At 63.7% G+C, this 25,026-nt stretch carries 17 protein-coding genes; 16 read left to right on the top strand and 1 reads right to left on the bottom strand.

The genetic code is table 11. From position 1 onward, the window contains the following. Position 1: 1 nt before the first annotated feature. From B5526_RS10540 to B5526_RS10475, 14 genes are all read left to right on the top strand, one after another. Complete coding sequence (locus tag B5526_RS10540) at positions 2–859, top strand: branched-chain amino acid ABC transporter permease (protein ID WP_079538138.1); 858 nt, start codon at positions 2–4, stop codon at positions 857–859. After that, a complete protein-coding gene (locus tag B5526_RS10535) occupies positions 859–2,658 on the top strand; it encodes a branched-chain amino acid ABC transporter ATP-binding protein/permease (protein ID WP_079538137.1) in 1,800 nt (599 codons plus the stop codon). Before B5526_RS10540 ends, B5526_RS10535 begins: the two co-directional genes overlap by 1 nt. Further along, entirely contained in the window at positions 2,639–3,388 is a 750-nt protein-coding gene (locus B5526_RS10530) for an ABC transporter ATP-binding protein (RefSeq protein ID WP_154071249.1), read from the top strand. Before B5526_RS10535 ends, B5526_RS10530 begins: the two co-directional genes overlap by 20 nt. A 113-nt stretch (positions 3,389–3,501) precedes the next feature. Further along, complete coding sequence (locus B5526_RS10525) at positions 3,502–4,533, top strand: TRAP transporter substrate-binding protein (RefSeq protein WP_079544880.1); 1,032 nt, start codon at positions 3,502–3,504, stop codon at positions 4,531–4,533. An 11-nt stretch (positions 4,534–4,544) separates the two neighbouring features. Beyond that, positions 4,545–6,398, top strand: a complete 1,854-nt coding sequence (locus B5526_RS10520) for a TRAP transporter large permease (RefSeq protein ID WP_079538136.1) — start codon at positions 4,545–4,547, stop codon at positions 6,396–6,398. Positions 6,399–6,417: 19 nt separating this feature from the next. After that, the gene (locus B5526_RS10515; protein WP_079544878.1) at positions 6,418–7,395 is read left to right on the top strand and encodes an NAD(P)-dependent oxidoreductase; all 978 of its coding nucleotides are present in this window, start codon (positions 6,418–6,420) and stop codon (positions 7,393–7,395) included. 105 nt (positions 7,396–7,500) lie between these two features. Further along, positions 7,501–8,166, top strand: coding sequence for a hypothetical protein (locus B5526_RS10510; RefSeq protein ID WP_079538135.1), 666 nt, complete (start codon positions 7,501–7,503; stop codon positions 8,164–8,166). Between the two features lie 30 nt (positions 8,167–8,196). Next, positions 8,197–10,347 carry an adenylate/guanylate cyclase domain-containing protein gene (locus tag B5526_RS10505; RefSeq protein WP_079538134.1) on the top strand — a complete coding sequence of 717 codons (2,151 nt, stop codon included), beginning with the start codon at positions 8,197–8,199 and terminating at the stop codon, positions 10,345–10,347. An 80-nt stretch (positions 10,348–10,427) separates the two neighbouring features. Beyond that, positions 10,428–10,829: a hypothetical protein gene (locus tag B5526_RS10500; RefSeq protein WP_079544876.1), complete on the top strand. Its 402-nt coding sequence runs from the start codon at positions 10,428–10,430 to the stop codon at positions 10,827–10,829. 18 nt (positions 10,830–10,847) lie between these two features. Further along, a complete protein-coding gene (locus B5526_RS10495; protein WP_079538133.1) occupies positions 10,848–11,531 on the top strand; it encodes an alpha/beta hydrolase family protein in 684 nt (227 codons plus the stop codon). Positions 11,532–11,678: 147 nt separating this feature from the next. Then, on the top strand, positions 11,679–12,770 hold the full coding sequence (locus B5526_RS10490) for a TRAP transporter substrate-binding protein (RefSeq protein WP_079538132.1): 1,092 nt from the start codon (positions 11,679–11,681) through the stop codon (positions 12,768–12,770). Positions 12,771–12,967: 197 nt separating this feature from the next. Then, the gene (locus B5526_RS10485; RefSeq protein WP_079538131.1) at positions 12,968–16,336 is read left to right on the top strand and encodes a bifunctional diguanylate cyclase/phosphodiesterase; all 3,369 of its coding nucleotides are present in this window, start codon (positions 12,968–12,970) and stop codon (positions 16,334–16,336) included. Between the two features lie 56 nt (positions 16,337–16,392). Further along, complete coding sequence (locus B5526_RS10480; protein WP_079538130.1) at positions 16,393–17,499, top strand: DUF2336 domain-containing protein; 1,107 nt, start codon at positions 16,393–16,395, stop codon at positions 17,497–17,499. A gap of 146 nt (positions 17,500–17,645) precedes the next feature. Then, positions 17,646–18,932, top strand: coding sequence for an MFS transporter (locus B5526_RS10475; RefSeq protein WP_079544874.1), 1,287 nt, complete (start codon positions 17,646–17,648; stop codon positions 18,930–18,932). 131 nt (positions 18,933–19,063) lie between these two features. Here the strand turns inward: B5526_RS10475 and B5526_RS10470 are convergent, their stop codons facing one another. Then, positions 19,064–19,675: a TetR/AcrR family transcriptional regulator gene (locus B5526_RS10470; RefSeq protein WP_079538129.1), complete on the bottom strand. Its 612-nt coding sequence runs from the start codon at positions 19,673–19,675 to the stop codon at positions 19,064–19,066. Positions 19,676–19,820: 145 nt separating this feature from the next. On the opposite strand from B5526_RS10470, the gene B5526_RS10465 reads away from it, so the two are divergent. Both B5526_RS10465 and B5526_RS10460 read left to right on the top strand, forming a co-directional pair. After that, positions 19,821–21,053: a cytochrome P450 gene (locus B5526_RS10465; RefSeq protein ID WP_079538128.1), complete on the top strand. Its 1,233-nt coding sequence runs from the start codon at positions 19,821–19,823 to the stop codon at positions 21,051–21,053. A 150-nt stretch (positions 21,054–21,203) separates the two neighbouring features. Then, positions 21,204–24,899 carry an AsmA family protein gene (locus B5526_RS10460; RefSeq protein WP_079538127.1) on the top strand — a complete coding sequence of 1,232 codons (3,696 nt, stop codon included), beginning with the start codon at positions 21,204–21,206 and terminating at the stop codon, positions 24,897–24,899. Positions 24,900–25,026 lie beyond the last annotated feature (127 nt).

Genomic DNA, 25,026 nt, shown 5'->3' with positions numbered 1-25,026 from the left:
GATGTTCGCCTCGATCATCGCATCCGGTCTCGCGGCGGGCGCGATCTACGCGCTCGTCGGCGTCACCTACAACACCATGTTCTCGACCTCGCGGGTGATGAGTTTCACGGCCGGCCAGCTCGCCATGCTCGGCGGCGTGTTCGGCTCGATGTTCATGCTGAAATTGGGCATGCCGATCATTGTCGGATTCTTGCTGACGCTGGTCGGATGCGCGCTGATCGGCATCATCACCGAATTCGTCGCGGTGCGGCCGGTACTGAAAAGCCTCGATCAGCATCTCTATGTGCTGTCCACGCTGGCGCTGGCGCTGATGATCCAGCAGGTGGCGGCGATCAAATGGGGCACCGAACCGCAGCCGTTTCCGCGCCTGATCGGGTTGGGCAGCGGCGTGTTCGATGAAAAATTCTGGCTGCCGGTTGTTGCCTGCGCCATCACCATCTTAGGCCTCGAATATCTCTATCGCCGCACGCTGGTCGGCCGCGCGTTCCTCGCCATCGCGGAGGACAATTTCGCTGCGCGCGCGCTCGGCTTGCCGGAGCGCAATCTGCGCGTCGCGAGCTATGCGCTCGCCGGCGTGATCGGCGGTGTTGCCGGATTTTCCGGCGGCGAATTGCTGCTGGCGTTCTTCGCCAATGGCGCGCTGTTGAACTTCTACGGTTTTGTGCCGGTGGCGCTCGGCGGCCTCGGCAATAACCGCGGTGCCATCATCGGCGGCCTCGCGCTCGGCCTGTTCCAGCAGGCCGCGAATTTCCTGGTCGGCGGTATCTTTTCTTCCGTCGCCGTATTCACGCTGTTCATCGTGGTTCTGCTGGCGGCCCCGCAAGGCCTGTTCGGCGCGGCCACCGCGCGGAGGGTGTGATGACCGCCGTCACCGCCGCTCCCGCACGCCACGAGACGCGCGCCTTTCGCGCGGTGCTGCCGCAGCTCGCGCCGTTTCTCGGCATTTTTGTATTGGCGATGATCCTGCCGTTCGTCAGCAACAACTATTGGGCGCTGATCGGCACGCGGGCGGCCATCTACTGGGTGCTGGTGTCCGGCCTCAACCTGATCGTCGGTTTTGCCGGACATCTCGCGATCGGCTATGTCGCGTTGCTGACGCTCGGCGCCTATACCACGAGCGTGTTGGTCGCCGGCAATGTCGCGCCTCCAGTGCCGGTATTCGTAGCGCTTGCCATCGCCGCTTGCGTCGGCGCGGTGTTCGGCGTCATCGTCGGCCTGCCGGCGTTACGGTTGCGCACCTTCTATTTCGCGATGTCGACGCTCGGTTTTGCCACTATCGTCACGCAGATTGCGCTGGCCTGGCAGAGTGTCACCGGTGGCGGCATCGGCATTGTCGGCCCGGAATTCCCGCCGCCCTTCAATACAGCATGGGGCTTTTACTACCTCTGCATTGCGTTTGCCGGTCTTGCGACCTGGATCAGCGCCAATGTCGCGCACAGCCGGTTCGGCCGCGCCCTGATCGCGGTCCGCGACGCCGAGGTCGCCGCCGAAGCTAGCGGCATTTCCAAGCCGCGCATGCTGATCGCGATCTTCCTGCTCGCGGGAGCCTTGGCGGCGATCGCCGGCGGACTGTTCGCGAGCCTGCAGACCTACATCACGCCGGACGCTTTCACCTTCGATCTCTCGGTCTTGTTCTTTATCGCGATCCTGATCGGCGGGCGGGGCTCGATCCTGGGTCCGATGCTCGGCACCATTATCCTGACCATCCTGCCGGAGATGGTCGCATCGCTCGCGGCATGGTCGACGTTCCTCTACGCCGTGCTGCTCCTCGTGATCGTGCTGGTGATGCCGGGCGGCATCGCGGCGCTGTTGGATTTCCGCAACCGACGTCCGCTCGCCGCCAATCGCGCGATCGTGCCGCGTCCCGCGGCGCTCGGTGATATCCTGCGCACGAGCGCGGGCGCCAGGACGCTCAGCCTGCGCGGCATCGCGCTGAGCTTCGGCAATGTGCGCGCCATCGACGGCCTCGATCTCGACGTCAAGCCCGGCCAGATTCACGGCCTGATCGGCCCCAATGGAAGCGGCAAGACCACGACGCTCAACGTGATCTCCGGCTACTACGCCGCCAAGGCCGGGACGCTGCAGTTGGGAGAAGACGCGCTGGCGCCGGGCATGCCGACGCTGCGCGCCGTCAACGGCATCGCGCGCACCTTCCAGACGCCGCGCGTGATCGGCGAGGCCTCGGTGCTGCAGAACGTCATGATCGGCGGCACCATCGAGGGACAGGCGAGTTTTGTCGAGGCGCTGCTGGCACTGCCGCGAAGCCGGCGCGACGAGCGCGTGCTCGCCGCCCGAGCCCGCGCGCTGCTGGGCGTGGTCGGGCTTGAAACACTGGCCGATGTCCGCGCCGACCGGCTGCAGCACAGCGAACTGCGCTTCATCGAGATCGCCCGCGCGCTGATGCTGGAGCCGGATTTCCTGCTGCTCGATGAACCCGCCGCTGGCCTATCCAGCGACGAAATCGAGCGGCTGGCGGCGCTGATCCGGGCGATCAGCGCCCGCGGCGCCGGCGTGTTGCTGGTCGAGCATCATGCCGACCTGATCTTCGACATCTGCGATCAAGTCACCGTGCTCAATCTCGGCCGCACGCTCGCCGCCGGAACGCCGGCGGAAATTCGCGTCCACAAGGAGGTGGTCAGTGCTTATCTCGGCGGCTGAACCGCTGCTGTTCGTTGCCGCGCTGGAATCCGGCTACGGCAAGATCCGCGTGCTGCATGGCATCGATCTCACAGTCGCGCCGGGCGAAGTCGTGGCGCTGCTCGGCCCGAACGGCGCGGGCAAGACCACCATGCTGCGCGCGTTGTCGGGATTGCTGCCGGTCAATGCCGGTCAAGTGCGCTTCGGCGGCCGCGACATGACGAACGCCACACCGCGCGAGGCGGCGCGCGCGGGCCTCGTACATGTCATCGAGGGCCATCGGGTCTTCACGCAAATTTCCGTCACCGACAATCTGCTGCTGGCGGGCTACGATTTGCCGCGCGGCGAGCGCGCGGCGCGGGTCGAGGAAGCCTTGTCGTTCTTTCCGGAGATCGCCGAGAAACGCCACGAGCGTGGCGGCGCGCTGAGCGGCGGGCAGCAGCAGATGTTGACGGTGGCGCAAGGACTGGTGCGTCGTCCGCGCCTGTTGATGCTCGACGAGCCGTCGGCCGGTCTGTCGCCGGTCCTGGTCGATCGCGTGCTCAACGTCGTCGCCAGGCTGCGGAGCCAGGGTATCGCGGTGCTGTTGGTCGAACAATTATTGGAAAAAGCGCTCGCGGCCGCCGATCGCGTCTATGCGCTGGTGCAGGGGCACATCGTGCTGGAAGCGCCAACCAGCGAAGCCAATTTGCCGCAGCGGCTCGAGCGCGCCTATTTCGGACACGACAGCCACGCCGCGGCTGCCGGCTGATAACATCCCGCCCTTGCGCGAGACTTCTGTTTGGTCCAACCTTTGTGAGCAAAGGCAAACTGAACAGCCACAATATGCAGTGGCACAAGAAAAATACGCCGGGAGGAAGCACTATGAAGACCGCGCCTGTCAGCCGTCGCGTGTTGTTGAAATCATCGACGGCAGCTGCCGCGTGGCTTGCGGTTTCGCCCGCCATCATCGGGCGCGCGCAGGCCGCAACTTTGAAGCTAAAATGCTCGTCATCGCTGCCTAACGATCCCAAATACGCCAACGGGCGTGTCTATTACGACAATCTGGTGAAAAGCCTGAAGGCGAACGGGCTCGGCGAGCAGATCGACGTCACCTTTTTTCCCGACAACCAGTTGGGTCAGGAAATCGACGTCATCAATTCCGTCAAATTAGGTGTGATCGATTTGATGGTGTCGGGCTCGTCGATCTCGGCCAATCTGGTTCCGCTGGTAGGTACGTTCGACCTCGGCTATCTCTTCACCAGCTTTCCGCAGCAGACAAAAGCCTTCGACGCCGGCGCCGCCAAGCCGATCGAGGATGCGCTGCTCAAGGGCGCCAATATCCGGATCATCTCATGGGCGTATAATTTCGGCGCCCGCAGCGTGCTGGCGAAGAAGCCAGTGAAGACGCCGGAAGATCTCGCCGGCCTCAAGATCAGGACGCTGCCCAATCCCGTCATCACCGAATGTCTTCGCCTGATGGGCGCCGCGGCGACGCCGCTGGCATTCGGCGAAATCTATACGGCGCTGCAGGCCGGCGTGCTCGACGGGCTCGAGCACGATCCCCCGACCATCCTCGCCAGCAAGTTTTATGAGACCGCAAAACACTATGCGCTGACGCAGCATAACTTCTCCCCGCTGGCGACTTATTTCAGCGATGCCACGTTCAACCGGATGGACCCGAAACTCCGTGAAGGATTTCTCGACGCGGCCAAAAAGGCGGCTGCCGATACCCGCAGCCATGGCCTTGAGATGGAGAAAGAGGCGCTCAAAACTCTCGCGGATAAAGGCGTCACCATTGTCGAATGCGACAAGGACGCCTTCCGCAAGCGCGTCCTTCCGCAAACCGACAATTTTGTAAAAGCGCGCCCTGAGGCAAAACCCGTGGTGGATATGATCCGCGCGACTCAGGCCTGAGGTAACAAACCATGTCAGGCGTCGCGCCGTCGCAAAGCGCCCGCCACCGGATCATCGCCGCGCTGCTTGCGGCAAGCGACGCCATTGCGGCGATCCTGCTTGCAGCCGACCTCCTGGTCGTCGTCGGTTCGGTGCTGCTGCGCTTCCTGTTCAACGCCCCGGTCGAGTGGGCCGACGATGTGGCCCGCGGCCTCATGGTCGGATCGAGCTTCTTCGGTGCGGCCAGCGCGCTGGCGCGTAGCGAGAATGCCGGCGTGGCATTTTTCATCGACAGGCTGCCGGCTGGAGTCCGGCGTGTGGTGGATTCCGTAGCTGCGCTGTTGATGACCGTGATCGCGGGCTATGTCGCGTACAACGCCCTAAAGCTCGGCGGGCTCACCACGGGACAGACCACCGGTGCGGGTCTGCCGCTGGAACTGACGTTCTATCCGATGGGTGTCGGCGCGCTGTTCATGACGATTTTCGCCGCCGAGCTTTTTTGCACGCGTCCCCTCGGCGATATGATCGCCGGAGCGGTTGCGACCGCGGCAATCGTCGCCCTCTATCTGGCGTGGGATTTTGTCGCGCCGGATTCGGTGCCGTCGTCGGGCACGCTGATGCTGGCGGGCTTTTTCTTGACCCTGTTCGGCGGACTGCCGATCGGCTTTGCGCTGGCGCTGGCGGCGCTGACATTCATCTGGGTCGAGGGCACGCTGCCCGGCGTCATCTTCGCGCAGCAGATGGCGCGCGGCATCGACAATTTCGTGCTGCTCGCGATCCCCTTCTTCATTCTGGTCGGCTATTTGATGGAAGCCAACGGCATGTCGGTTCGCCTCATTGCGCTGCTGCAGCGCGCGGTGGGTCACATGCGCGGCGGCCTCAACGTCGTCATGGTAACATCGATGGTGCTGTTTTCCGGCATCTCCGGCTCGAAAATGGCCGACGTCGCGGCAGTCGGATCGGTGCTGATCCCCGCGGCCCGTCGCTCGAAGCAAAATCCGGGCGGCGCGGTGGCGCTATTGGCCGCCTCCGCCGTGATGGCGGAAACCATTCCGCCCTGCATCAACCTGATCATCCTGGGCTTCGTCGCCAACCTCTCGATCGGTGGCCTGTTCGTCGCCGGCGTGCTGCCGGCCGGACTGATGGCGCTTGCGCTCATCGCGGTGTCGATCGTCTTCGGAAAACCCCGCGCCTCGGTCGCGGAGGTCGAAGCGCAAACACCGATGTCCGGCCTGTGGAGCGGCGCGATCGCCTCGTTCGGATTGATCTTCATGATCTTCGCGGGCTTCAAGAGCGGGTTTGCGACCGCGACGGAAATTTCGGCATTCGCCGCGGTCTACGCCATCGTCATCGGCAGTTTGGTTTTTCGCGAGCTCAGCCTCAAGAACGCCGGGCATAGTTTCGTGCAGGCGGCGACGCGCTCCGGATTGGTGTTGTTCATCGTAGCGGCCGCGCAGTCGCTCGCGTTCGTGCTGACGCTGCAGCAAGTGCCGCATGCGGTGGGCGAGATGATGCTGTCGATGTCGGGCGCGCACGGTACCTGGCTGTTCATGCTGCTGTCGATCGCGGTCTTGATCGTGATGGGTTCGGTGCTCGAAGGCGCCGCGGCGCTGATCATTTTCGGGCCGCTCTTGCTGCCGGTTGCGATCAAACTCGGCGTCAATCCATTGCATTTCGGCGTGGTGCTGGTGATTTCGATGGGGATCGGCCTGTTCGCGCCGCCGCTTGGGCTCGGACTTTACGGGGCCTGCCTGATCGGCAATGTGCCGATCGAACAGACCGTCAAGCCGATCCTGGGCTATCTCGGCTTGCTGTTTCTGTGCCTATTGGTTATCGCCTTCGTGCCTGCCATCAGCACCGCGTTGCCGCAAGCGTTCGGCTACTGACGAGGGAGAATCTTTGGCGTTGAAAATCCTGCTGACCCATACGCCTCAAGCCCGTCGCCAGTATTACGGCGAACGCAGCCTGAGCGGCCTCCAGGCGCTGGCGCAGGTCGTCCTGCATGAGGCCGATGACGCACTGGATGCATCCGGCCTGATCGCGGCGGCGCGCGACGTCGATATCATCGTGGCCGATCGTTTGACGGAAGGGCCAGGCGAGATTTTCCCGCGCCTCGCAAGATTGCGCGCCTTCGTTCGCTGCGCCGTCGATATCCGCAACATCGATGTCACGGCAGCATCAGTGGCGGGGGTGCTGGTCACCCGCGCCGGACCCGGCTTCGTGCCGTCGGTGGCGGAGCTCGCGCTCGGCTTCCTGGTCGATCTGTCGCGCGGCATTTCGCGCGCGAGCGCGGATTACCATGCGGGGCGGATGCCGGAAATATTGATGGGGCGGCAGCTTGCCGGCAGCTCGATCGGCATCATTGGTTACGGCAGCATCGGCCGTTATCTGGCGCCGCTCGCGAGATCGCTCGGTATGAGGGTCCTGGTCGCCGATCCATTTGTGACAGCGGTCGATGACGCTATCGAACGTGTTTCTCTCGAGGATCTTCTCGCGCGTTCCGACTATGTTGTCTGCCTCGCGGTTGCCAACGAACAGACCGAAAATCTGATCGGGCGTGAAGCCTTGGCGCGGATGCAGAAGCACGCCTTCTTCATCAATCTGTCCCGCGGCAATCTCGTCGACGAGGCGGCTTTGGCGGAGGCATTGCGCGAAAATCGCATTGCCGGAGCCGCAATGGATGTCGGTCGCGCCCGCGATCAGATGCCGACCCCGGAGCTGGTAAAATTGCCAAACGTCATCGCCACGCCGCATATCGGCGGCTTGACCCCGCCGGCGATCGAAAGCCAGTCGCTCGAGACGGTGCGCCAGGTCGAAGCAATCATTAACGGCAAGGTTCCCGCAGGCGCGGTCAACGCCGATCATTGGACCCGCCGTGTGTGAGCTATCTCACCCATTGATTTCAGCAGAAGGGTTATCGGTAATGCCGCCGTCTGCTATTGTCGGCTCTGCTTTTGCGGGGACGACAGCCTTGTCGAGGTTTGCATCATGAAAAGCCTATTCGCCGCGATCATTGGTTTGGTTGGTTTCACCACCTTGGCTGCAGCGCAGACCCCGGTCGCCGTCGTCGAAGAAGTGCAGGGCAAGGTGACCGGCGTCGAGTTCATGGACTACGTCGCGCCTGGGAAAGTCATCAAGCTCGGGCAGGGCGGCATGGTCGTGCTCAGCTACATGAAATCCTGCTGGCGCGAAACCATCAACGGGATCGGAACCGTGATCGTGGGCGCCGAAGAAAGCATGGTCCATCTCGGCGACGTCAAGGCCGGCAAGGTGCAATGCGACTCCGGCCAGCCGCAGCTCGCCGGCAGCGAAATCGGCGAGAGCGCTGCGACCGTGGTCCGCAGCCTCAATGAAAAGAACGTTCCGGCACCGCATTTGACGCTCTATGGCCTCTCGCCCTTTGTCGAGACCGGGCCGCGCGGAAAACTGGTGGTTGAACGGCTCGATGTGAAGGGCGAGCGCTATGCGGTGGACCTCACCCCTGCCTCGGTGGTGCGGGGCAAGTTTTATGACTTTGCCAAGGCCGGCACGGCGCTGAAGCCGGGCGGCACCTACGCGGCAAGCCTGGGGTCGCAGCGGGTTGTTTTCCTGGTCGATCGCCAGGCCGAACCCGGCGCAACTCCGATCATCGGCCGCCTGGTGCGTCTGGAATAGCCGGGTCGCGTCGATCGCGCGGACCCCGCCATGGGCAGCGTCGTCAGGCGAGATGCCGCCGTGATCATTCTCGTCGCTTTGGCCTGCGGCCTGGTTACCGCGCTGCCCCCGTTCAACCTGATCCATGGCTGGTCGATCGACGCGCTGACGGCGTTGCGCTGGCAGGCGTTCGGCGCCCGCCATGATCCCGCCGCAGCACCTGTCGCCGTGATCGCGGTCGACGAGGAGACCTATGCGACGCCGCCCTTCAAGGGATCGCCGACGCTGACCTGGACCACGGAGATCGGCCGGGTCCTGAGCGCGGTGATCGACGGCGGCGCCAGCGTCGTGGGTTTCGACATCGTCTTGCCGACGTCGATCGAACTGTCGGAGATTCCGTTTGGCGGCGATTCGGTGGGAGCGCGAATGCGCGGCTTCGACCGGGATTTCCTCAGATCGCTGGCGAAGGGAGCTGCCGCCGGCAAGGTAGTGCTGGGCGAGACGCTGCGCGGCGACCGGCCGTCGCCCGGACAACGGATCGCGGTCGGTCAAACCAAGAATATCCGCCCGCTCAATATTTTTACCGACCCCGACGAGGTGGTGCGACGGATACCGCTGACCTTCGCGGGTGACGGCAAGCCGGTTCCCTCGATGGCGCTGGAACTCGTGTCACGCGCGCTCAATGCCGCGCCGGTATTGACGGAGGATGGCAGCGTGACGCTTGCCGGCTATCGGATTCCGAGCACGGTGCCGAATACGCTGACCCTGAATTTCGAAGGTGGCGCCGACGACATTCAGACGTTTTCGTTCGCCGACCTGCGGGCCTGCGTCGAGCGCAACGATGTGGATTTCTTCCACCGCCAGTTCGCCGGCAAGATCGTCATCTTCGGCACGCTGCTCGATTCCGAGGACCGGAAATTCACCTCCAAGCGCTTTGCGACCGAGCTCGATGGCTCGCGGGCGCCGCGCTGCGCGCTGCCACCGGCGCCGCCGGCCGCCGGGCAATTCAAACGCACCTCGATTGCGGGCGTCTATATTCATGCGACCGCCGTCCACAATCTGATGGCCCGGGACGCGGTGGTCGAACCCGGCCGTGTGCCGGCGACGATGATCGCCATTGCTTTTGCCGCGCTGGCCGCGCTCGCGGCGCGGATGCTGGCGCCGGGTACGGCCGCTGCCGTCTACCTTGGCATGGTCGCGCTCTGGACCGCCTTCGCGACGCTTGCATTTACACGGTCGCTGGCGTTGCCGCTCAGCGAGCCCTTTGTCGCCGGACTGGCCGCGATGGCCGCGATCGGCGCCTACCGCTTTGTCGTGACCGACAAAGGGGAGCGGTTGCTGCGCTCGAGTTTTGCGCTCTATCTCGCGCCGCAGGTGATCGACAAGATGCTGGCGTCCAACCGGCTGCCGGTGCTCGGCGGCGAAACCCGCGACGTCACCGTGTTCTTTTCGGATCTGGCGGGCTTTTCCTCGATCGCCGAGAAAATGACGCCGGCGGAGCTGGTGGCGTTCATGAACGAGTATCTTTCCGCGATGACCGACATCATCGAGAGCAAAGGCGGCTATATCGACAAATATATCGGCGACTCCATTGTCGCGGTGTTCGGCGCGCCGGCCGACGACAGCGACCATGCGAGCAATGCGGCTTATGCCGCGCTCGGCTGCCGCGCCCGTCTTGACGAGCTCAACGAAAATTCCGCCGCTTTCCAGGGCTACAAGGTGGCGCATCGGATGGGGCTCAATTCGGGTGAAGCGCTGGTCGGCAATATCGGCTCGCGGCGGCGCTTCAATTATTCGGTCATGAGCGACGCGGTGAACGTCGCCTCAAGGCTCGAGGGCGCCAACAAATATTACGGCACCTCGATCGCCGCCTCGGAAATGACCGTCGCGCTGACGGGATCGAGATTCGCATGGCGCGAACTTGACGCCATCCGGGTCCAGGGCCGCTCCGCGCCGGTAAAGATTTATGAACTGCTTGCCGAGGCGGGGCAGGCGACGTCACAGCAGCTCACCGCTGCCGCGGCCTATGCCGAGGGCCTAGCGCATTGGCGGGCCCGCGAATTCGACGCCGCGGCAACATGCTTTGCGCGCGTCGCCGGTTTCGACAAGCCGTCGGCGCTTTTTCTTGCCCGGGCAAGGGCATTCGAAAGCCATCCGCCGGATACGGATTGGGAGCCGGTCAGCACGCTGGAGGCAAAGTAGGCGGGTGCGGGTGCAACATCAGCGCATTGGCGATTGAAATCGTACCCTGGCCATTTATGCTTGCGGACAGGGGCACGCCGATGCGGTGGTTCAGCAGGGAAAAGCGCAAGGAAATCTGGGACGAAGAAATCCAATGGCCGATCGGCGATATCGAGGCGGCCCACAAGATACGCGAGATCTGCCGTTCCGCGCTCGACAGTGCCGAAAAAACCGGTGGCTTTGCCGGCGCGCCGGACGGCGGGAAGAAAGACAACAAGAAGAACAAATATGAGAGGGAGCGTTACGAGCGCGCTGCCAGGGCCGCGATGGCCATCGCCATCAAGATCTCCGACGACCTGTTGCGCGATTCCTCGGTGCGTCAGATCGTGACCTTGTGCCTGACGGCGAAAGATTTGAAAACGGCGCGGATCTTGTTTCGCGCCATCCAGGCGGTATCGATCCGGGAAGACGTGCTCAATGAACATCCGATCTTGCGGCAGTGAACGACCGGCGAACGGGGCATGAGCGCCGTCAGCCCGCAAAAGCTGAAACTGAGCGTCGATGGCGCAGACGAGGTCTCCGCGCTGCTGCTCCACCCGCAGCATGCGCATGCCTGTTTTGTTTTTGCCCATGGCGCGGGGGCAGGGATGAACCATGAATTCATGGCGAGGGTTGCGACCGGTCTCGGCGACCGCGGCATCGCGACCTTGCGCTATCAATTCCCGTACATGGAAAACGCCAGCCGGCGGCCGGATCCGCCTGCGATCGCGCATGCTGCGGTGCGGGCCGCGGTGGCGGAGGCCGGGCGATGTTGTCCCGGGCTTACGTTGATTGCCGGCGGCAAATCGTTCGGTGGCCGCATGACCTCGCAGGCGCAGGCCGCCGCGCCGCTGGCCGGCGTCCACGGATTGGCGTTCCTGGGCTTTCCGCTGCATCCGGCGGGCAAGCCCTCGGAGGTGCGGGCAAAGCACCTCGGGAATGTCGATATCCCCATGCTGTTCGTGCAGGGCACCCGCGACAAGCTTGCGGAATGGCCGCTGATCGAGCCCGTCGTGAGACGCCTCGGGGCATCCGCGTCGCTCCATCCCGTGCAGGAGGCGGACCATGCCTTCCACGTCCTGGCGCGCTCGGGACGCAATGACCGCGAGGTCATGGACGAGATCATCGATACGCTGGCGGCCTGGATCGTCGCGATAACCGCCTGACATACTGCGACTTTGTGCTGAGAACGTTGGCTACCCGGCGGCCCCGGCGTCTGATACCATCGCGACCAAGATCGCCGACAAGCGACACCGCGCGAAGCCGCCACGGAGTTGGGGGCTTCTGCAGGAAACCAAACAGGGGGAAACGCCATGAAACGTCGTGAATTCTTGAAGACGGCAGGCGCGGGGCTTGCCGCGTCGACCGCGGTCGCAGCACCCGCCATCGCGCAATCGATGCCCGAGCTGAAATGGCGCTGCACCACGAGCTGGCCGAAGTCGCTCGACGTTCCCTTCAGCGCATCGGAGACGATTTCGAAATACGTCGCCGAAGCCACCGACAACAAGTTTCAGATCCAGGCTTTCGCCGGCGGCGAAATCGTCCCGGCCTTGCAGGCGGTCGATGCGGTGACCAACTCCACCGTCGAGATGTGTCACACCGCCGCCTATTACTTCATCGGCAAGGACCCGACCTTCGCGCTCTATTGTTCGGTCCCGTTCGGGTTGAATTCGCGGCAGCAGAATGCCTGGTTCCAGGATCACGGCGGCCAGGACATGCTCAACGAGTTCGGCAAGAAGTACAAGCTGTACGGCATTTCCGGCGGCAACACCGGCACCCAGATGGGCGGCTGGTTCAGAAAGGAGATCAACACCGTCGAGGATCTCAACGGTCTGAAATTTCGGATCGGCGGATGGGCCGGCAAGACCCTGTCCAAGCTCGGCACCATTCCGCAGCAGATCGCCGGCGGTGATATCTATCCGGCGCTGGAAAAGGGCACCATCGACGCCACCGAATGGGTCGGCCCCTATGACGACGAGAAGCTCGGCTTCTACAAGGTCGCCAAATATTATTACTATCCCGGCTGGTGGGAGGGCGGCACGGCGCTGCACTTCTTCATCAATACCGACAAATGGGATGCCTTGCCGAAGGCGTATAAATCGCTGCTCACGATCGCCTGCGGCTATGCCAACATGGATGTTCAGGCGCGCTACGACGCGCGCAACCCGCAGGCCATCAAGCGCCTGGTGGCGAACGGGACACAGCTGCGCCCGTTCAGCCAGGCGATCATGGAAGCCTGTCTGAAGGCATCGAACGAGGTCAATGCGGAGACCTCGGCATCCAACCCGGACTTCAAGAAGATCTACGAGTCGCAGATGGAGTTCCGCAACGACGGCAATCTCTGGTGGCAGGTCGCGGAATACAGCTACGAAACCTTCATGATCCGCACCCGCCCGAAGAGCTGAGCGGCGGGGCGCTTGCTACGGGGCCGGGCTGAGCCGCACGCCAATTTGGATAAAAACTCAGTAGCTCTGCGGGAGTGACCGTGTGCGGCTTGACGAGCCCTTAAGCCTATTCCGCGTCGACGTTAATATTATGAACGATATATTAACGATGCGGAGCGACGGTGGATGCGGCACTCGTTGGGTGACGCGCATTTGTGATGCATGGAATCTACCAAAAGCTGGCCCGGTCGCCGGTGTCGTCGCTGACGGCACTTGGCGTGCTGCTTTCGGTGGCGACGGTCGCGCTGTTTCTTGTCGATCTGCAAAGCCGCTACGACGACCGGATCGCGACCGCCAAAACCGATGCCCAGAGCTTCGCGACCGTTCTCGCCGAACACACGGCACTGACGTTTGAAGACGTCGATCGAGTCCTGCTCGAGGCGGCGGCAATCGGCAAAAGGTACACCGAACCCGGCACGGCGAATGCCGCGCTTCGCCAGTTGCAGAAAAGCTCATCCGTCATTGTCGCGATCGGATGGACCGATGCGTCCGGGCAATTGATCGCCCACTCCTACGACCACGCACCACCACGCATCAACATATCCGGGATGTCGCATTTCATCGCCCAGCGCGATGCCACCGACGATCGGCTCTTCATTGCGGCACCCTATCGTTCAGCCGCGGGCGACAAATGGTTCACCGCGGCATCGCGGCGGCTCACCAATGCCGACGGCAGCTTTGCCGGCGTCGTTACCGCGCCGATCGATCAATCCTATTTTCTCAAGATCTTTCGCGCGATCGATCTCGGCAAACGCGGATCCGTAACGTTGCTGCACCGCGAGGGACGGGTTCTCGCACGGCGGCCCGAGAGAACGGACGCATTTGAAAAATCCTTCATGGATGTCCCGTTTTTCACCAAATATCTGCCGACATCTGATGCGGGTGCGCTTGAATCGACGAGCCCCATCGACGGCGAGTCTCGCATCGCAGGCTACAAGGCCGTAGCCCGGTTGCCGCTGGTCCTGATCGTGAGCTACGCCCGTGGTGACGTGCTGGCGCCGTGGTACCACCACCTCTATACATTCGGTCCGCTGGTCGCCGCGATCGTCGTCATCATCATGTTCGGGACGTTCGTGCTGGTGCGGCAGACCAATGCGCTGGCGGCGAATACGGCGGCGTTAGCGAGCACGAATGCGCGCTTCGATGCCGCGCTCAGCAACATGCCGGACGGCCTCAGCATGTTCGATGCCGACGAGAAATTGTTGGTCTCCAACAGCCGCTACCGCGAGATGTACGACCTGACCGAGGAGCAGGTGGGACCCGGAACCCCACTCAGTCGCATCGTCAGCGACTACAAGACCGCAGGAACCGGCTTCGACCCGGACATATTTGCGGCAGGGGCAAAGGCCCGGGCGCCGCACACCCTCACGCTCGCCGACGGCCGGGTGATCTTGATCCAGCGCACGCCGATGAAGGATGGCGGCTGGGTCGCGACCCACCGCGACATCACGGAAAAGCGGCGCGCCGAAGCTCGGCTGGTAAGCGCCAATGACCGTCTCGATGCCGCCATCGGCAACATGTCACAGGGCCTCTGCCTGTTCGACGCGGAGAAGCGGCTTGTGGTCTCCAACCGCCGCTTCCAGGAGATGTACCGCTTGCCCGACGAACTGGTGCTACCGGGCACGCCATTGGCCCGGATTCTTCAACACTATGCGGACCGCGGCGAACAAAGCGATCTCACCGTCGATCAGCATGTCGAATTGATGCCGACGCAACTGAAGCAGAACTACGTGCCGGCCGACGGCCGCGAGATATTGATTCAGCGCAAGCCGCTCCCCGATGGCGGCTGGGTCGCGACCCACGAAGACGTCACAGAGCAGAAACGCGCGGAGCAATTGCTGGCCGAGAAGGCCGCCGAACTCGAGGCAATGAACATCCGCTTCGATGCCGCGCTCAACAACATGTCCCAGGGCCTCTGCATGTTCGACGCCGAGCAGAAGGTCGTGGTTTCAAATGCCCGCTATGGCGACATCTATAACCTCGGACGGGGCCAGATAAAGCCGGGCACCTCGCTGCGGCAGATCCTCGAATTCCGCCGCCAGGCCGGTACCAGCTTTGCGACAGCGCCCGAGGTCTACCTCAAGGTAAATGTGAAAGAGGCGAGCGAGATCCAGGAGCTTGCCGACGGCCGCGTCGTCGCGATCGCCCGTCACACCATGCCGGGTGGCGGCTGGCTCACCACGCACGAGGACATTACGGACCGGGCGCGCAATGAGAGGCGGATCGCGTTCCTCGCGCAGCACGATCTGCTCACCGGCCTTGCCAACCGCGCGCTGTTCTCCGAAAAGCTCGACGATGCCGCAAAGCGGCTGGCGCGTCACGGCATCACTTTTACCGTTCTGGCGCTCGACCTCGACAAGTTCAAGAACGTCAACGACACGCTGGGACATCCGGCGGGCGACCAGTTGCTGATCGAGGTCGCGCGGCGGCTGAACTCGTCGCTTCGCGATACCGACGTGCTGGCGCGTTTTGGCGGCGACGAATTCGCGATCATCCAGGAAAACGAGAAGAACCAGAGCGAAGGCGCCATCAAGCTCGCGCTCAGGATCATTGGGCTTATCCAGCAGCCATTCGACCTCAATGGCCATCGGGTCAGCATCGGGACCAGCATCGGCATCGCGTTTGCGCCGGAACATGGCGCCGATGCCGAGACGCTACTGAAGAGGGCGGATCTCGCGCTATACGCGGCGAAGTCGGGCGGACGCAACGATTTCCGCATCTTCGAGCCCGAACTGACCGAGGCGGCCGATATTCAGAAGTCGATGGAAGGCGAATTGCGGGAGGCGATCGCGCAGAGCGAACTCGAACTGCATTATCAGCCGGTGATCGATGTCCGCACGCGCGCAGTCTGCGGCGTGGAGGCATTCGTCCGCTGGCATCATCCGTCGCGCGGCCTTCTCGCCGCCGATCAATTTCTTCCGCTCGCGGAGCAGACCGGATTGATGCTGCCGCTCGGGGAATGGATTCTGCAACAGGCGTGCGTCGATGCCGCCGCCTGGCCGCCGCACATCAGGGTGGCGATCAACATTTCCGCAGCGCAGTTCAACAAAGGAAACCTGTTCGACGTCGTCTTGTGCGCGCTGGTTGAATCCGGGCTTGCGCCGGAACGGCTGGAACTGGAAATCGCAGAGGCCTCGCTATTGGACAAAAACCAGGCGGCGCATCTGCAGACCATCCGGCAATTGAAGAGCCTTGGTGTCTCGATGGTGCTCGACAATTGCGGCACGGGATATTCCTCGGCGAGCTACCTGACCGGATTTCCGTTTGACAAGATCAAGATCGACAGGTCGGTCGCGCAAGGATTTGCGAGCCGCCGGGATTGCGCGGCAGTCGTCGCTTCCGTGCTCGCCTTGGCGCATGGCCTCGATATCGCGACCGCGGCCAAGGGGGTTGAGAGCCGCGAGCAGTTCGAGGCATTGCAGGCCGCTGGCGTCGATTTTGCCCAGGGCTATCTGTTCGGCCACCCGGTTCCGCACGCCGAACTCGACCTGGACGCGGTTATTCCAATGGCAAAGAACGTCGCTTGATCGTCATGGTATTCGATTTGCAAGATTTTCTTCCGACAAAGTCCGGGCAATAAGCCATGAACGCGCAGGAAAACCTGATCGATCAGCTTGAAAGCGTGCTGGCGAGCAAGGATCTGTCGAAGCGCGCCGACATCCTGCGGCGCGTCACGGATCTCTTCATCCACGGTTCGGGCACGTTTTCCGACGACCAGATCGAATTGTTCGACGATGTCATGGGCATGCTGGTCGGACAGATCGAACTTGCTGCGCGCGCGGCTTTCGGGAGCCGGCTCGCCCAGGTCTCCGACGCGCCCGCCAGGGTGATCCGCACTTTGGCATTCGACGATGCGATCGAAGTGGCCGCGCCGGTTCTAAAACACTCGGCGCGGCTCGATGACGCCGCGCTGGTGGAGACGGCGCGGACCAAGAGCCAGGGCCACCTGCTGGCGATTTCATCACGCAGCACCTTGGCCGAAGCCGTCACGGATATTCTGGTCGACCGCGGCAATCATCAGGTCGCCGCCTCTACCGCCTGCAACCGCGGCGCCCGCTTCTCGACGTCCGGATTATCGACCCTGGTCAAGCGGGCGCAGGACAATGGCGAGCTCGCCTTGAGCGTCTGGTCGCGCCCCGACATCCCGCGCGGCGATCTCATGAAATTGTTCGCGCAGGCGTCTGAAATCGTCCGGCTCAAGCTCGAGGCCGCCGACCCGCAGCGGGTCGCGCTGATCCGCGCCGCGGTCGCGGATGCGTCCGACCGGATTCAGGCGACGGTGCGCGCCGGCTCCAGCGAGTACGAGAGGGCGCTGATCCACGTGCGGTCGCTGTATTCGCTCGGGCAACTCGACGAGGCGCGGCTAGCCGGTTTCGTTCGCGAAGGGAATTTCGACCGGACAGCCGTCGCGCTCTCGCTGATGAGTAACCTTCCGATCGGCGCGATCGAGCGCGCGCTGGCGCGGAGCGAGCCGGACCAGCTGCTCGTGCTTGCCAAGGCCATCGATCTGTCGTGGGAAACGACCAAAGCCATCCTGACCTTGCAGGCCGGCCGTGGTGGCCTCGCCAAGGAATGGTTGGACCGCTGTTTTGCAAGCTTCTTCAAGCTGCAGCCGAAAACCGCCCGCACCGCCCTGCAATTCTATCGGCTGCGCGAACGCGCGAGCAAGGATACGCCCGTCTCGTCATAGTTCGTTCCGGGACGAAAGCGTCGATGACGCTGCGACGGCGACAACTTCCGGCCGTGCTTTACGAAAAGGCCTTGACCTCATCCTTGCCAGATGGTCCGAAGGACCAGACAAAAAAATCGAACGGGCAGGACGAAACGCGCCATCCGATGCGGCTTCCCTTCTTTTACGGCTGGGTCATCATCGTCGTCACCTTCGTCACCATGGCGATCGGCGTCAACGCGCGCACCGCGTTTTCGCTGTTCTTTCCGCCGATCCTGGACGAGTTCGGATGGGAGCGCGGGATCACGGCGGGCGCCTTCTCGTTCGGCTTTCTGGTTTCCGCCGCGGTCAGTCCGCTGATCGGCCGCCTGATGGATCGTTTCGGCCCCCGCGCCGTGATGGAGCTCGGCGTTGCGCTGATGGGGGGAGGATTGCTGCTGGCGCCGCTGACGACGCAGCCCTGGCATCTGTATCTGACGATCGGCGTCATGGTCGGGGCGGGAAGCGTCTGTCTCGGTTATTCCGGTCAATCGCTGTTCCTGCCGAACTGGTTCATTCGCCGGCGCGGCCTTGCGATGGGGCTGGCGTTTGCCGGCGTCGGCATCGGCTCGATGACGCTGTTGCCATGGGTGCAGCACATGATCGAGCAGACCGGCTGGCGGACCGCCTGCACCGCGATGGGCATTCTGGTTTTCGCCGTGCTCGCACCGATCAATCTCTTGCTGCGAAAGCGCCCCGAGGACATCGGGCTTCTGCCTGACGGGGACGCGGCGCCCTCGGCATCGAGCGCCAAACCGGTCTCGAATATCGTCGATCCCGAATGGGCCGGCACCGACTGGACCTTGCGGCGCGCGATTGCGACCGCGCGGTTCTGGTGGATAGCGCTCGGCTATTTCGGCGGATTGTACATCTGGTACGCGGTGCAGGTTCATCAAACCAAATACCTCCTCGATATCGGCTTTTCTCCCGCAGTCGCGGTCTGGGCGCTGGGCGCAGTCTCGCTGCTCGGCATCCCCGGCCAGATCTGGCTCGGACACCTCTCCGATCGGATCGGGCGCGAATCGATCTGGGCCGCGAGCTGCTTGGGCTTTGCGATCTGCTTTGCCGCACTGATCGCGCTGAAAATCTATCCGAGCTTGATGCTGGTCTACCTCATGGTGCTGGCGCAGGGCGCGCTCGGCTACGGGCTGACGTCGATCATGGGCGCGGTGGTGCTGGAGATATTCCAGGGCAAGCACTACGGCAGCATCTTCGGGACCATCATGCTGGCGGCGCTCGCGGGCGGCGCGGCGGGGCCCTGGCTGACAGGCTTTCTGCATGACCTTTCCGGGAGTTATACGCTCGCTTTTGCGATCGGTATCGCCGTCAGCGGATTATCCGCGATGGCGATCTGGATGGCGTCTCCCGGCAAAATCCGCGCGGTTGCCGGACAATTGCACAGGGTGCACGGGTGAGGTGCGCCGGCTGAGGGGCGAGGCGCGGCTTTAGGGCGCGATGACTTTTCTTCGAATCGTCATCCCGCTCTATCTTTTTGATTGAGCATGATCTTTTCGGAAAACCGGTGTCCACTTTTCCGGATCATGCTTTAGGCCGATGAAATTCCAATCGCTCGCTGCAGATCGCTGATGGCACGCAGAAAACTATCAGCCGGCGTGGTCTCCGGATCGATCAGGCGGTGCAGACGAAAGCCGTCCTCCAGCGCGAGCACGATGGCGCCGGTCCATGCGGGGTTCAGCGATCCGTTCCTGCCGCTGTTCTTCAACGTGGTCTCAACGATATCGGTGATCAGCTTTCGCCTGGCGCGCAGCCGCTTGGCGAGGTCGGGTCGGCGCTTTTCGGCGCGCGCCACGAACAGGATCATCTCCATGTGCAGGAGCGGGGAACGGCCGAGCGGATCCTGCCGGCTTTTGTCCATGTTCTTCAGCGCATCGATAAAGTCCGCGAGATTCTTGTGCCTGTCCAGAAGATCGAGATTGCGTCGAATGGACTGCTCGACGTGATCCGCCAGCATGGCGATGATCAACTCGTCCTTGCTCTTGAAATTCGAATAAAACGCCCCGCGCGTGAAGCCGGCTGCGGCCGCGATCGCCTCGATGCTGGCGCCGCCGATCCCCTGTTCCTCGAAGATCCGCGCCGCCGCCTCGAACAGTCTGTCGCGGGTATCGTCCCGGGTCGGTCTGGTTCGCAACCTTGACATCCCGCCAGTTTAGGTCAGAATGCAACTCGATACAACAGTGTATCGAGTTTCAGGGCGCCCGGATGACCACACTTTGTCCGGTTTTGGAGCCATCAATGCGCTCGAATGAGCAGGCGTTTCAGCACGGCAACCAATTGAGGTCACCATGAACGAGCATGTTCAGACAGCTTCGACCGCCCCGCTTTTCGACCCGCTGTCGCCGGAGTTCATTCGCGACCCCTATCCGCATTACGAGCGGCTGCGCACCACCGATCCGATGCATCAGACGCCGCTCGGCAATTTTGTCGCGAGCCGGCACGCGGAGGCGAGCCTCGTGCTGCGCGACAAGCGCTTCGGCAAGGATTATGTCGAGCGCTCGATCCGGCGCTACGGACCGAAAATCATGGAGGAGCCGGTCTTCCGCAGCATGAGCCACTGGATGCTGCAGCAGGACCCGCCCGACCACACGCGCTTGCGTGGCTTGGTGGTGAAGGCGTTCACCGCGCGCCGGGTCGAGGACATGCGCCCGCGCATCCAGCAAATTGTCGACCAGACGCTCGATGCCATCGTCGGTCAGGGCCAGATGGACTTGATCGAGGATTTTGCGTTCCGCCTGCCGGTGACGATCATCTGCGACATGCTCGGCATTCCCGAGGACCACCGCGAAGTCTTCTACAAAAGCTCGCGCGATGGCGGGCGGCTGCTCGATCCGGTGCCGATGACGCCGGCCGAAATCGAGCAGGCCAACGCCGGCAACTTGATGGCGCAGACGTATTTCCAGCAGCTGTTCGAGTTGCGCCGGAAAAGCCCCGGCGACGATCTGACGACGCAATTGGTGCAAGCCGAGGAGGACGGCAGCAAGCTTTCCAACGAGGAGCTGACCGCCAACATCATTCTTCTGTTCGGCGCCGGCCACGAGACCACCGTCAACCTGATCGGAAACGGGCTATTGGCGCTCCATCGCAACCCCGACCAGCTCGCGCTGCTCAAGGCCAATCCGGCGCTCATCACCAATGCGATCGAGGAGTTTTTGCGTTACGATTCCTCGGTGCAGTTGACCGGCCGGGTGGCGCTGGAGGACATCGACGATCTCGGCGGCAAGAAAATCCCGAAAGGCGAGAGCGTGCTTTGCCTTCTGGGTTCGGCCAATCGCGATCCGGCGGTCTATCCGGACCGGCCGGATCGCCTCGATATCGTCAGGCCCAATGTGCGCCCGCTGTCCTTTGGCGGCGGTATTCATTTCTGCCTCGGCGCCCAATTGGCGCGGATTGAGGCCGAGGTCGCGATCTCGACCCTGCTGCGCCGCCTGCCGGAACTGAGGCTCGACGACGTCGAGAACCCCGAATGGCGGCCGACCTTTGTCCTGCGCGGCCTCAAAAGGCTTCCCGCGAGCTGGTAGCGGCGCGCCGTCACGCGGACGTTGCTGTGACTTCGCCACGATTGTCTCTATATATGGCACGGCTGCAGCGTTGAGCGCGGCAGCCCGGCAGATCGACCGCGTTATGCCGCGTGAGGCGGGCGCGCCGGAACGTGCTCAAGAGGAGACCCCGTGCAGACGACGCTGCTCGGACTGGCGATTGCCTTTATCATTGCACTGATCGCCGCGCTGATCGGGCCGTATTTCATCGACTGGAATCAGTTCCGGCCGCAATTCGAAGCCAAGGCAACAGAGATCATCGGCGCGCCGGTGCGGGTCGCCGGCGAACTCGATGCGCGGCTGCTGCCGACGCCGTCGCTGCGGCTGCGCAAGGTCGTGGCCGGCGGCGCCAACGATCTCGGCAAGGTCCGCGCCGACAAGCTCGACGTCGAGTTCAGCCTGGGATCGCTGATGCGCGGCGAATGGCGCGCCACCGAGCTCACCATCAACGGCATCGCGCTCGATCTCGGCCTCGATCCCTTGGGGCGGATCGACTGGCCGGCCTCGACCGGCAAGTTCAATCTCGGATCGCTGTCGATCGACCGCTTGAACCTGACCGGCCGGATCGCGCTGCACGACGCCGCAAGTCGCGGCACGCTCGAGCTCAACGATATCGTGTTTGGCGGCGACGTGCGCTCGCTGGCAGGCTCGGTGCGGGGAGACGGCAATTTTTCCCTGTCCGGAACGCGCTATCCGTTCCGGGTCTCGTCCGGTCAAAGCGCCGACGGCAGCGGCACGCGGCTTCATCTCAACATCGATCCCGGCGCGCGCGCGCTGTCGGCCGATCTCGACGGCGTGCTGAGTTTTGAGGCGCGGGCACCGCGCTTCGAGGGCGCGCTGGTTCTCGCGGTCCCCGCAGGCCTCAAGGCCAAGGGCGGCCCCATCACGCCCTGGCGGATCGCGGCCAGGGTCAAGGCCGATCCGGCCGCCGCGAAGCTCGAACAGGTTGATGCCAGCTACGGCCTTGAAGACAGCGCGCTGAAATTCGCAGGCACCGGCGATATTCGCTTTGGTGCTTCGCCGCTGTTGCATACCGTGCTCTCGGCGCGACAGCTCGACGCCGACAAGTTTGTCGCCAAGGAAAGCAACAAGGACACTAGCGCTGCCGAGCCGATGCGGTTGCTGCCGGGCCTGCGCGCGCTGATGGCGGCGATGCCGCCGGTGCCGATCCCGATGCAAATCGAGCTCAGCGCCGAGCAGATCATGCTGGGCGGGCGTCCGGTGCAAAATCTCGCCGCCGAGCTGCATGCCGATGCCAAACCTGATCAGGCCGCTGATCAGAAGTTTTGGACCATCGACAGGCTGGATCTGCGCGCTCCCGGCGCCACCCATGTGGCGTTTGCCGGCGCCAGCGCGCGAAGTGGTCCGCCTGGTGGCTTGACCGGCGCGCTCAGCGTCGAGTCCTCGGATCCGGATACGCTGGTGGCGTGGTTGCAGGGCCGCAGCGAAGTCAGCTTTCGCAATCAAAAGCCGCTGCGCCTGAACGGCAATGTCAGCGTGGCCGCAAACCGCGTCGCGATCGATGCGATGAAGGCCGAGATCGATGGCGGCGCGGTGGAAGGGCGCCTTGCGGTCGCCGATTTGCCGTCGGGCGCCGGCTCCCGGGTCGAGGCGGAGTTGAAGGCCGACCGGCTCGATCTCGATGCCGCCGCTGCCTTTGTGCGGGCGATGGCGGGGCCGCAGGGCGAATGGCCGGAGGAAGCGCAATTGTCACTGGATATCGGCCGCGCCATTTCGGCCGGTCAGGAACTGCATCCGTTCGCGGTGAAACTCGCCTACGACCCGAAGACGGTTCTGCTCGATCGATTGAAGATTGGTCAGCCTGACAACATCATGCTTGAGGGCGGCGGCAATTTCGATCGCACAGCTTCGACCGGAAAGCTGGTGCTCGATGCAACGGCAGCGTCACTGGGCCAGCTTACCGGGCTTGTCGCACCGTTCGCACCGTCGTTTGCTTCGCGGCTTAATGCGCTGGGAACGGGTCCCGGTCCGGTGCGCGTCAAACTCGCGCTCGATCTCAACAATAACAAGGCACGAGCCGATGGCCCTTCCGCGCAGGCCGTTCTCGATATCGACGCGCCGCAGCTTAAGGGCCGCGCCACGATGACGGCGACGCCACCTGTCACGGCGATCCGGAGCTTTGATCTCGAAGCACTCCGGAAAAGCGAGATCGGCATCGAGACGAAATTTTCCTCGGAGCGCGGCCGCTTGTTGCTGGTCCTGCTTGGCCTTGATCGCTCGATCGCGGCGGTCGCCGATGGCCCGGCGCAATTCGAGGGGTCTGTGACGGGCGTGTGGGGTGCGCCGCTGCGGCTCAAAGCCAGGATATCAGGAGCCGGGCTCGATGCCGATGCGCAGGGGACCGCCGAACCGTGGGCGCAGGATGCCAAAGCCAACGTCGTTCTCACGGTTCGCCGCGTCAGCCTCGCACCGCTGTTCGATCTCAGGCCGTCAGATACGCTTGCCCAAAATATCAGCCTGTCCTCGCGCGTGTCTCTGAGCGGCGGCAAGCTGACCTTCGACGATATGGACAGCGCGTTCGCGGGCTCGCGGCTGCGCGGGCATCTTGTGGTGTCGCTTGACGGCGAAAGGAGCGTCCAGGGCGAGGTCGGCCTCGACGCACTCGATCTTGCGCCTGCATTCGCGCTCGCCGTGGGCGCCGCCGGTCACGACGCGGCCGAGCCGCTTGATTACGGATTGGTGAAAGGCTGGCGCGGCCGGATCGCGTTTCAGGCGCTGCGCGGCGCGCTCCCAGGCGGCGGCGAGCTGCGCCCCGTTAGCGGCATCATCAAGAGCGATGGAGCATCACTGAGTTTCGATGCCATCAAGGGCGGCATTGGCGGCGGCGAGGCGACCGCCAATATCGATGTCAAACCGGGCGCGAACGGGATTATCTTGACCGCAAACGTCGAGTTGAAGGGGGTCGACGGCGCCGCCTTGCGCTACCGCAATTTGGCGATGCCTTCTGGCCGCACCTCGATGCAGATGACGCTGTCGAGCCAGGGCCGCAGCGCCTCGGCGCTGACCGGGGGGCTATCGGGCAGCGGAACGCTGACACTGGAATCCGCGCACATCGCAGGTCTCAATCCGAGCGCCTTCGACGTCGCGATCCACGCCAGCGATAACGGGCAGGCGACCGACGACACCAGGCTGCGCCAGATCGTCGAGCCGGTGTTGTCCTCCGGCGCGCTGACGGTGAAGTCGGCGCAGATTCCGTTCAGTATCCGGGACGGCCGCTTGCGCGTCAGCGCGACCACGCTCGAGGCCGAGGGCGCCAGCGCCATCATCTCAGGCGGATACGATATTCCCGCCGACCAGGCCGACATTCGCGCCAGCCTGGCGCCCAATCTTGCGCCGGCCGCGGCAGGATCCGCGCCCGGCCGTCCGGAGATCCAATTGTTCGCCGCCGGTCCGCCGGATACGCTCCATCGCACGATCGATTTCGCCTCGCTGTCGTCATGGCTCGCGGTGCGGGCGATCGATCGCGAAACCAGAAGGCTCGATTCGATCGAGCGCGGCGAACAGCAAGCCCCGCTCACGCCGGCGTCGATCCCGCCGCCCACGGCCGCGCTGCCTTCCGCCGCGCCGCCGCCGAAGCCAAGGCTGAGCGCGCCGCGTCCGTCGGCCGCGTTGCCGGTCCCGCCGCCAAGTCCGCAGCCAAATATCAATGCACCGGTCGTGAGCCAGCAGCTTGCGCCATTGCCGCCCCCGATCGACGTCCGCCCGGCGCCCGGGTCCGTTGTCGCGCGCCCGCCGCCGAGGCCGAAGCCGCAACCGCCGCTGGCGCTGACGCCGCCGGTCGCGAGCCCGCCGCGAACGGGGTTTTAGGGCGTGTACGAGTTTAGGTTGGGGTGGAAACGGCGAAGCGATCTCTTCTCCCTCGCCCCGCTCTTCGCGGGGAGAGGGTCGGGGTGAGGGGCTGCTTCCGCAAATTCCGAAGGTAGATGCGCGCGGC

Source organism: Bradyrhizobium lablabi, assembly GCF_900141755.1.
GTDB classification, from domain to species: Bacteria; Pseudomonadota; Alphaproteobacteria; order Rhizobiales; family Xanthobacteraceae; genus Bradyrhizobium; species Bradyrhizobium lablabi_A.
The sequence above is the reverse complement of the archived record's forward strand: the minus strand, read 5'-3'. Positions and strand labels throughout refer to the sequence as shown.

Excerpts from the sequence above, each read along its gene's own strand:
- B5526_RS10540 (WP_079538138.1), top strand. The coding sequence starts at position 2 with ATGTTCGCCTCGATCATCGCATCCGGTCTCGCGGCGGGCGCGATCTAC.
- B5526_RS10535 (WP_079538137.1), top strand. The coding sequence starts at position 859 with ATGACCGCCGTCACCGCCGCTCCCGCACGCCACGAGACGCGCGCCTTT.
- B5526_RS10525 (WP_079544880.1), top strand. The coding sequence starts at position 3,502 with ATGAAGACCGCGCCTGTCAGCCGTCGCGTGTTGTTGAAATCATCGACG.
- B5526_RS10520 (WP_079538136.1), top strand. The coding sequence starts at position 4,545 with ATGTCAGGCGTCGCGCCGTCGCAAAGCGCCCGCCACCGGATCATCGCC.
- B5526_RS10510 (WP_079538135.1), top strand. The coding sequence starts at position 7,501 with ATGAAAAGCCTATTCGCCGCGATCATTGGTTTGGTTGGTTTCACCACC.
- B5526_RS10505 (WP_079538134.1), top strand. The coding sequence starts at position 8,197 with ATGGGCAGCGTCGTCAGGCGAGATGCCGCCGTGATCATTCTCGTCGCT.
- B5526_RS10500 (WP_079544876.1), top strand. The coding sequence starts at position 10,428 with ATGCGGTGGTTCAGCAGGGAAAAGCGCAAGGAAATCTGGGACGAAGAA.
- B5526_RS10495 (WP_079538133.1), top strand. The coding sequence starts at position 10,848 with ATGAGCGCCGTCAGCCCGCAAAAGCTGAAACTGAGCGTCGATGGCGCA.
- B5526_RS10490 (WP_079538132.1), top strand. The coding sequence starts at position 11,679 with ATGAAACGTCGTGAATTCTTGAAGACGGCAGGCGCGGGGCTTGCCGCG.
- B5526_RS10485 (WP_079538131.1), top strand. The coding sequence starts at position 12,968 with ATGCATGGAATCTACCAAAAGCTGGCCCGGTCGCCGGTGTCGTCGCTG.
- B5526_RS10480 (WP_079538130.1), top strand. The coding sequence starts at position 16,393 with ATGAACGCGCAGGAAAACCTGATCGATCAGCTTGAAAGCGTGCTGGCG.
- B5526_RS10475 (WP_079544874.1), top strand. The coding sequence starts at position 17,646 with ATGCGGCTTCCCTTCTTTTACGGCTGGGTCATCATCGTCGTCACCTTC.
- B5526_RS10470 (WP_079538129.1), bottom strand. The coding sequence starts at position 19,675 with ATGTCAAGGTTGCGAACCAGACCGACCCGGGACGATACCCGCGACAGA.
- B5526_RS10465 (WP_079538128.1), top strand. The coding sequence starts at position 19,821 with ATGAACGAGCATGTTCAGACAGCTTCGACCGCCCCGCTTTTCGACCCG.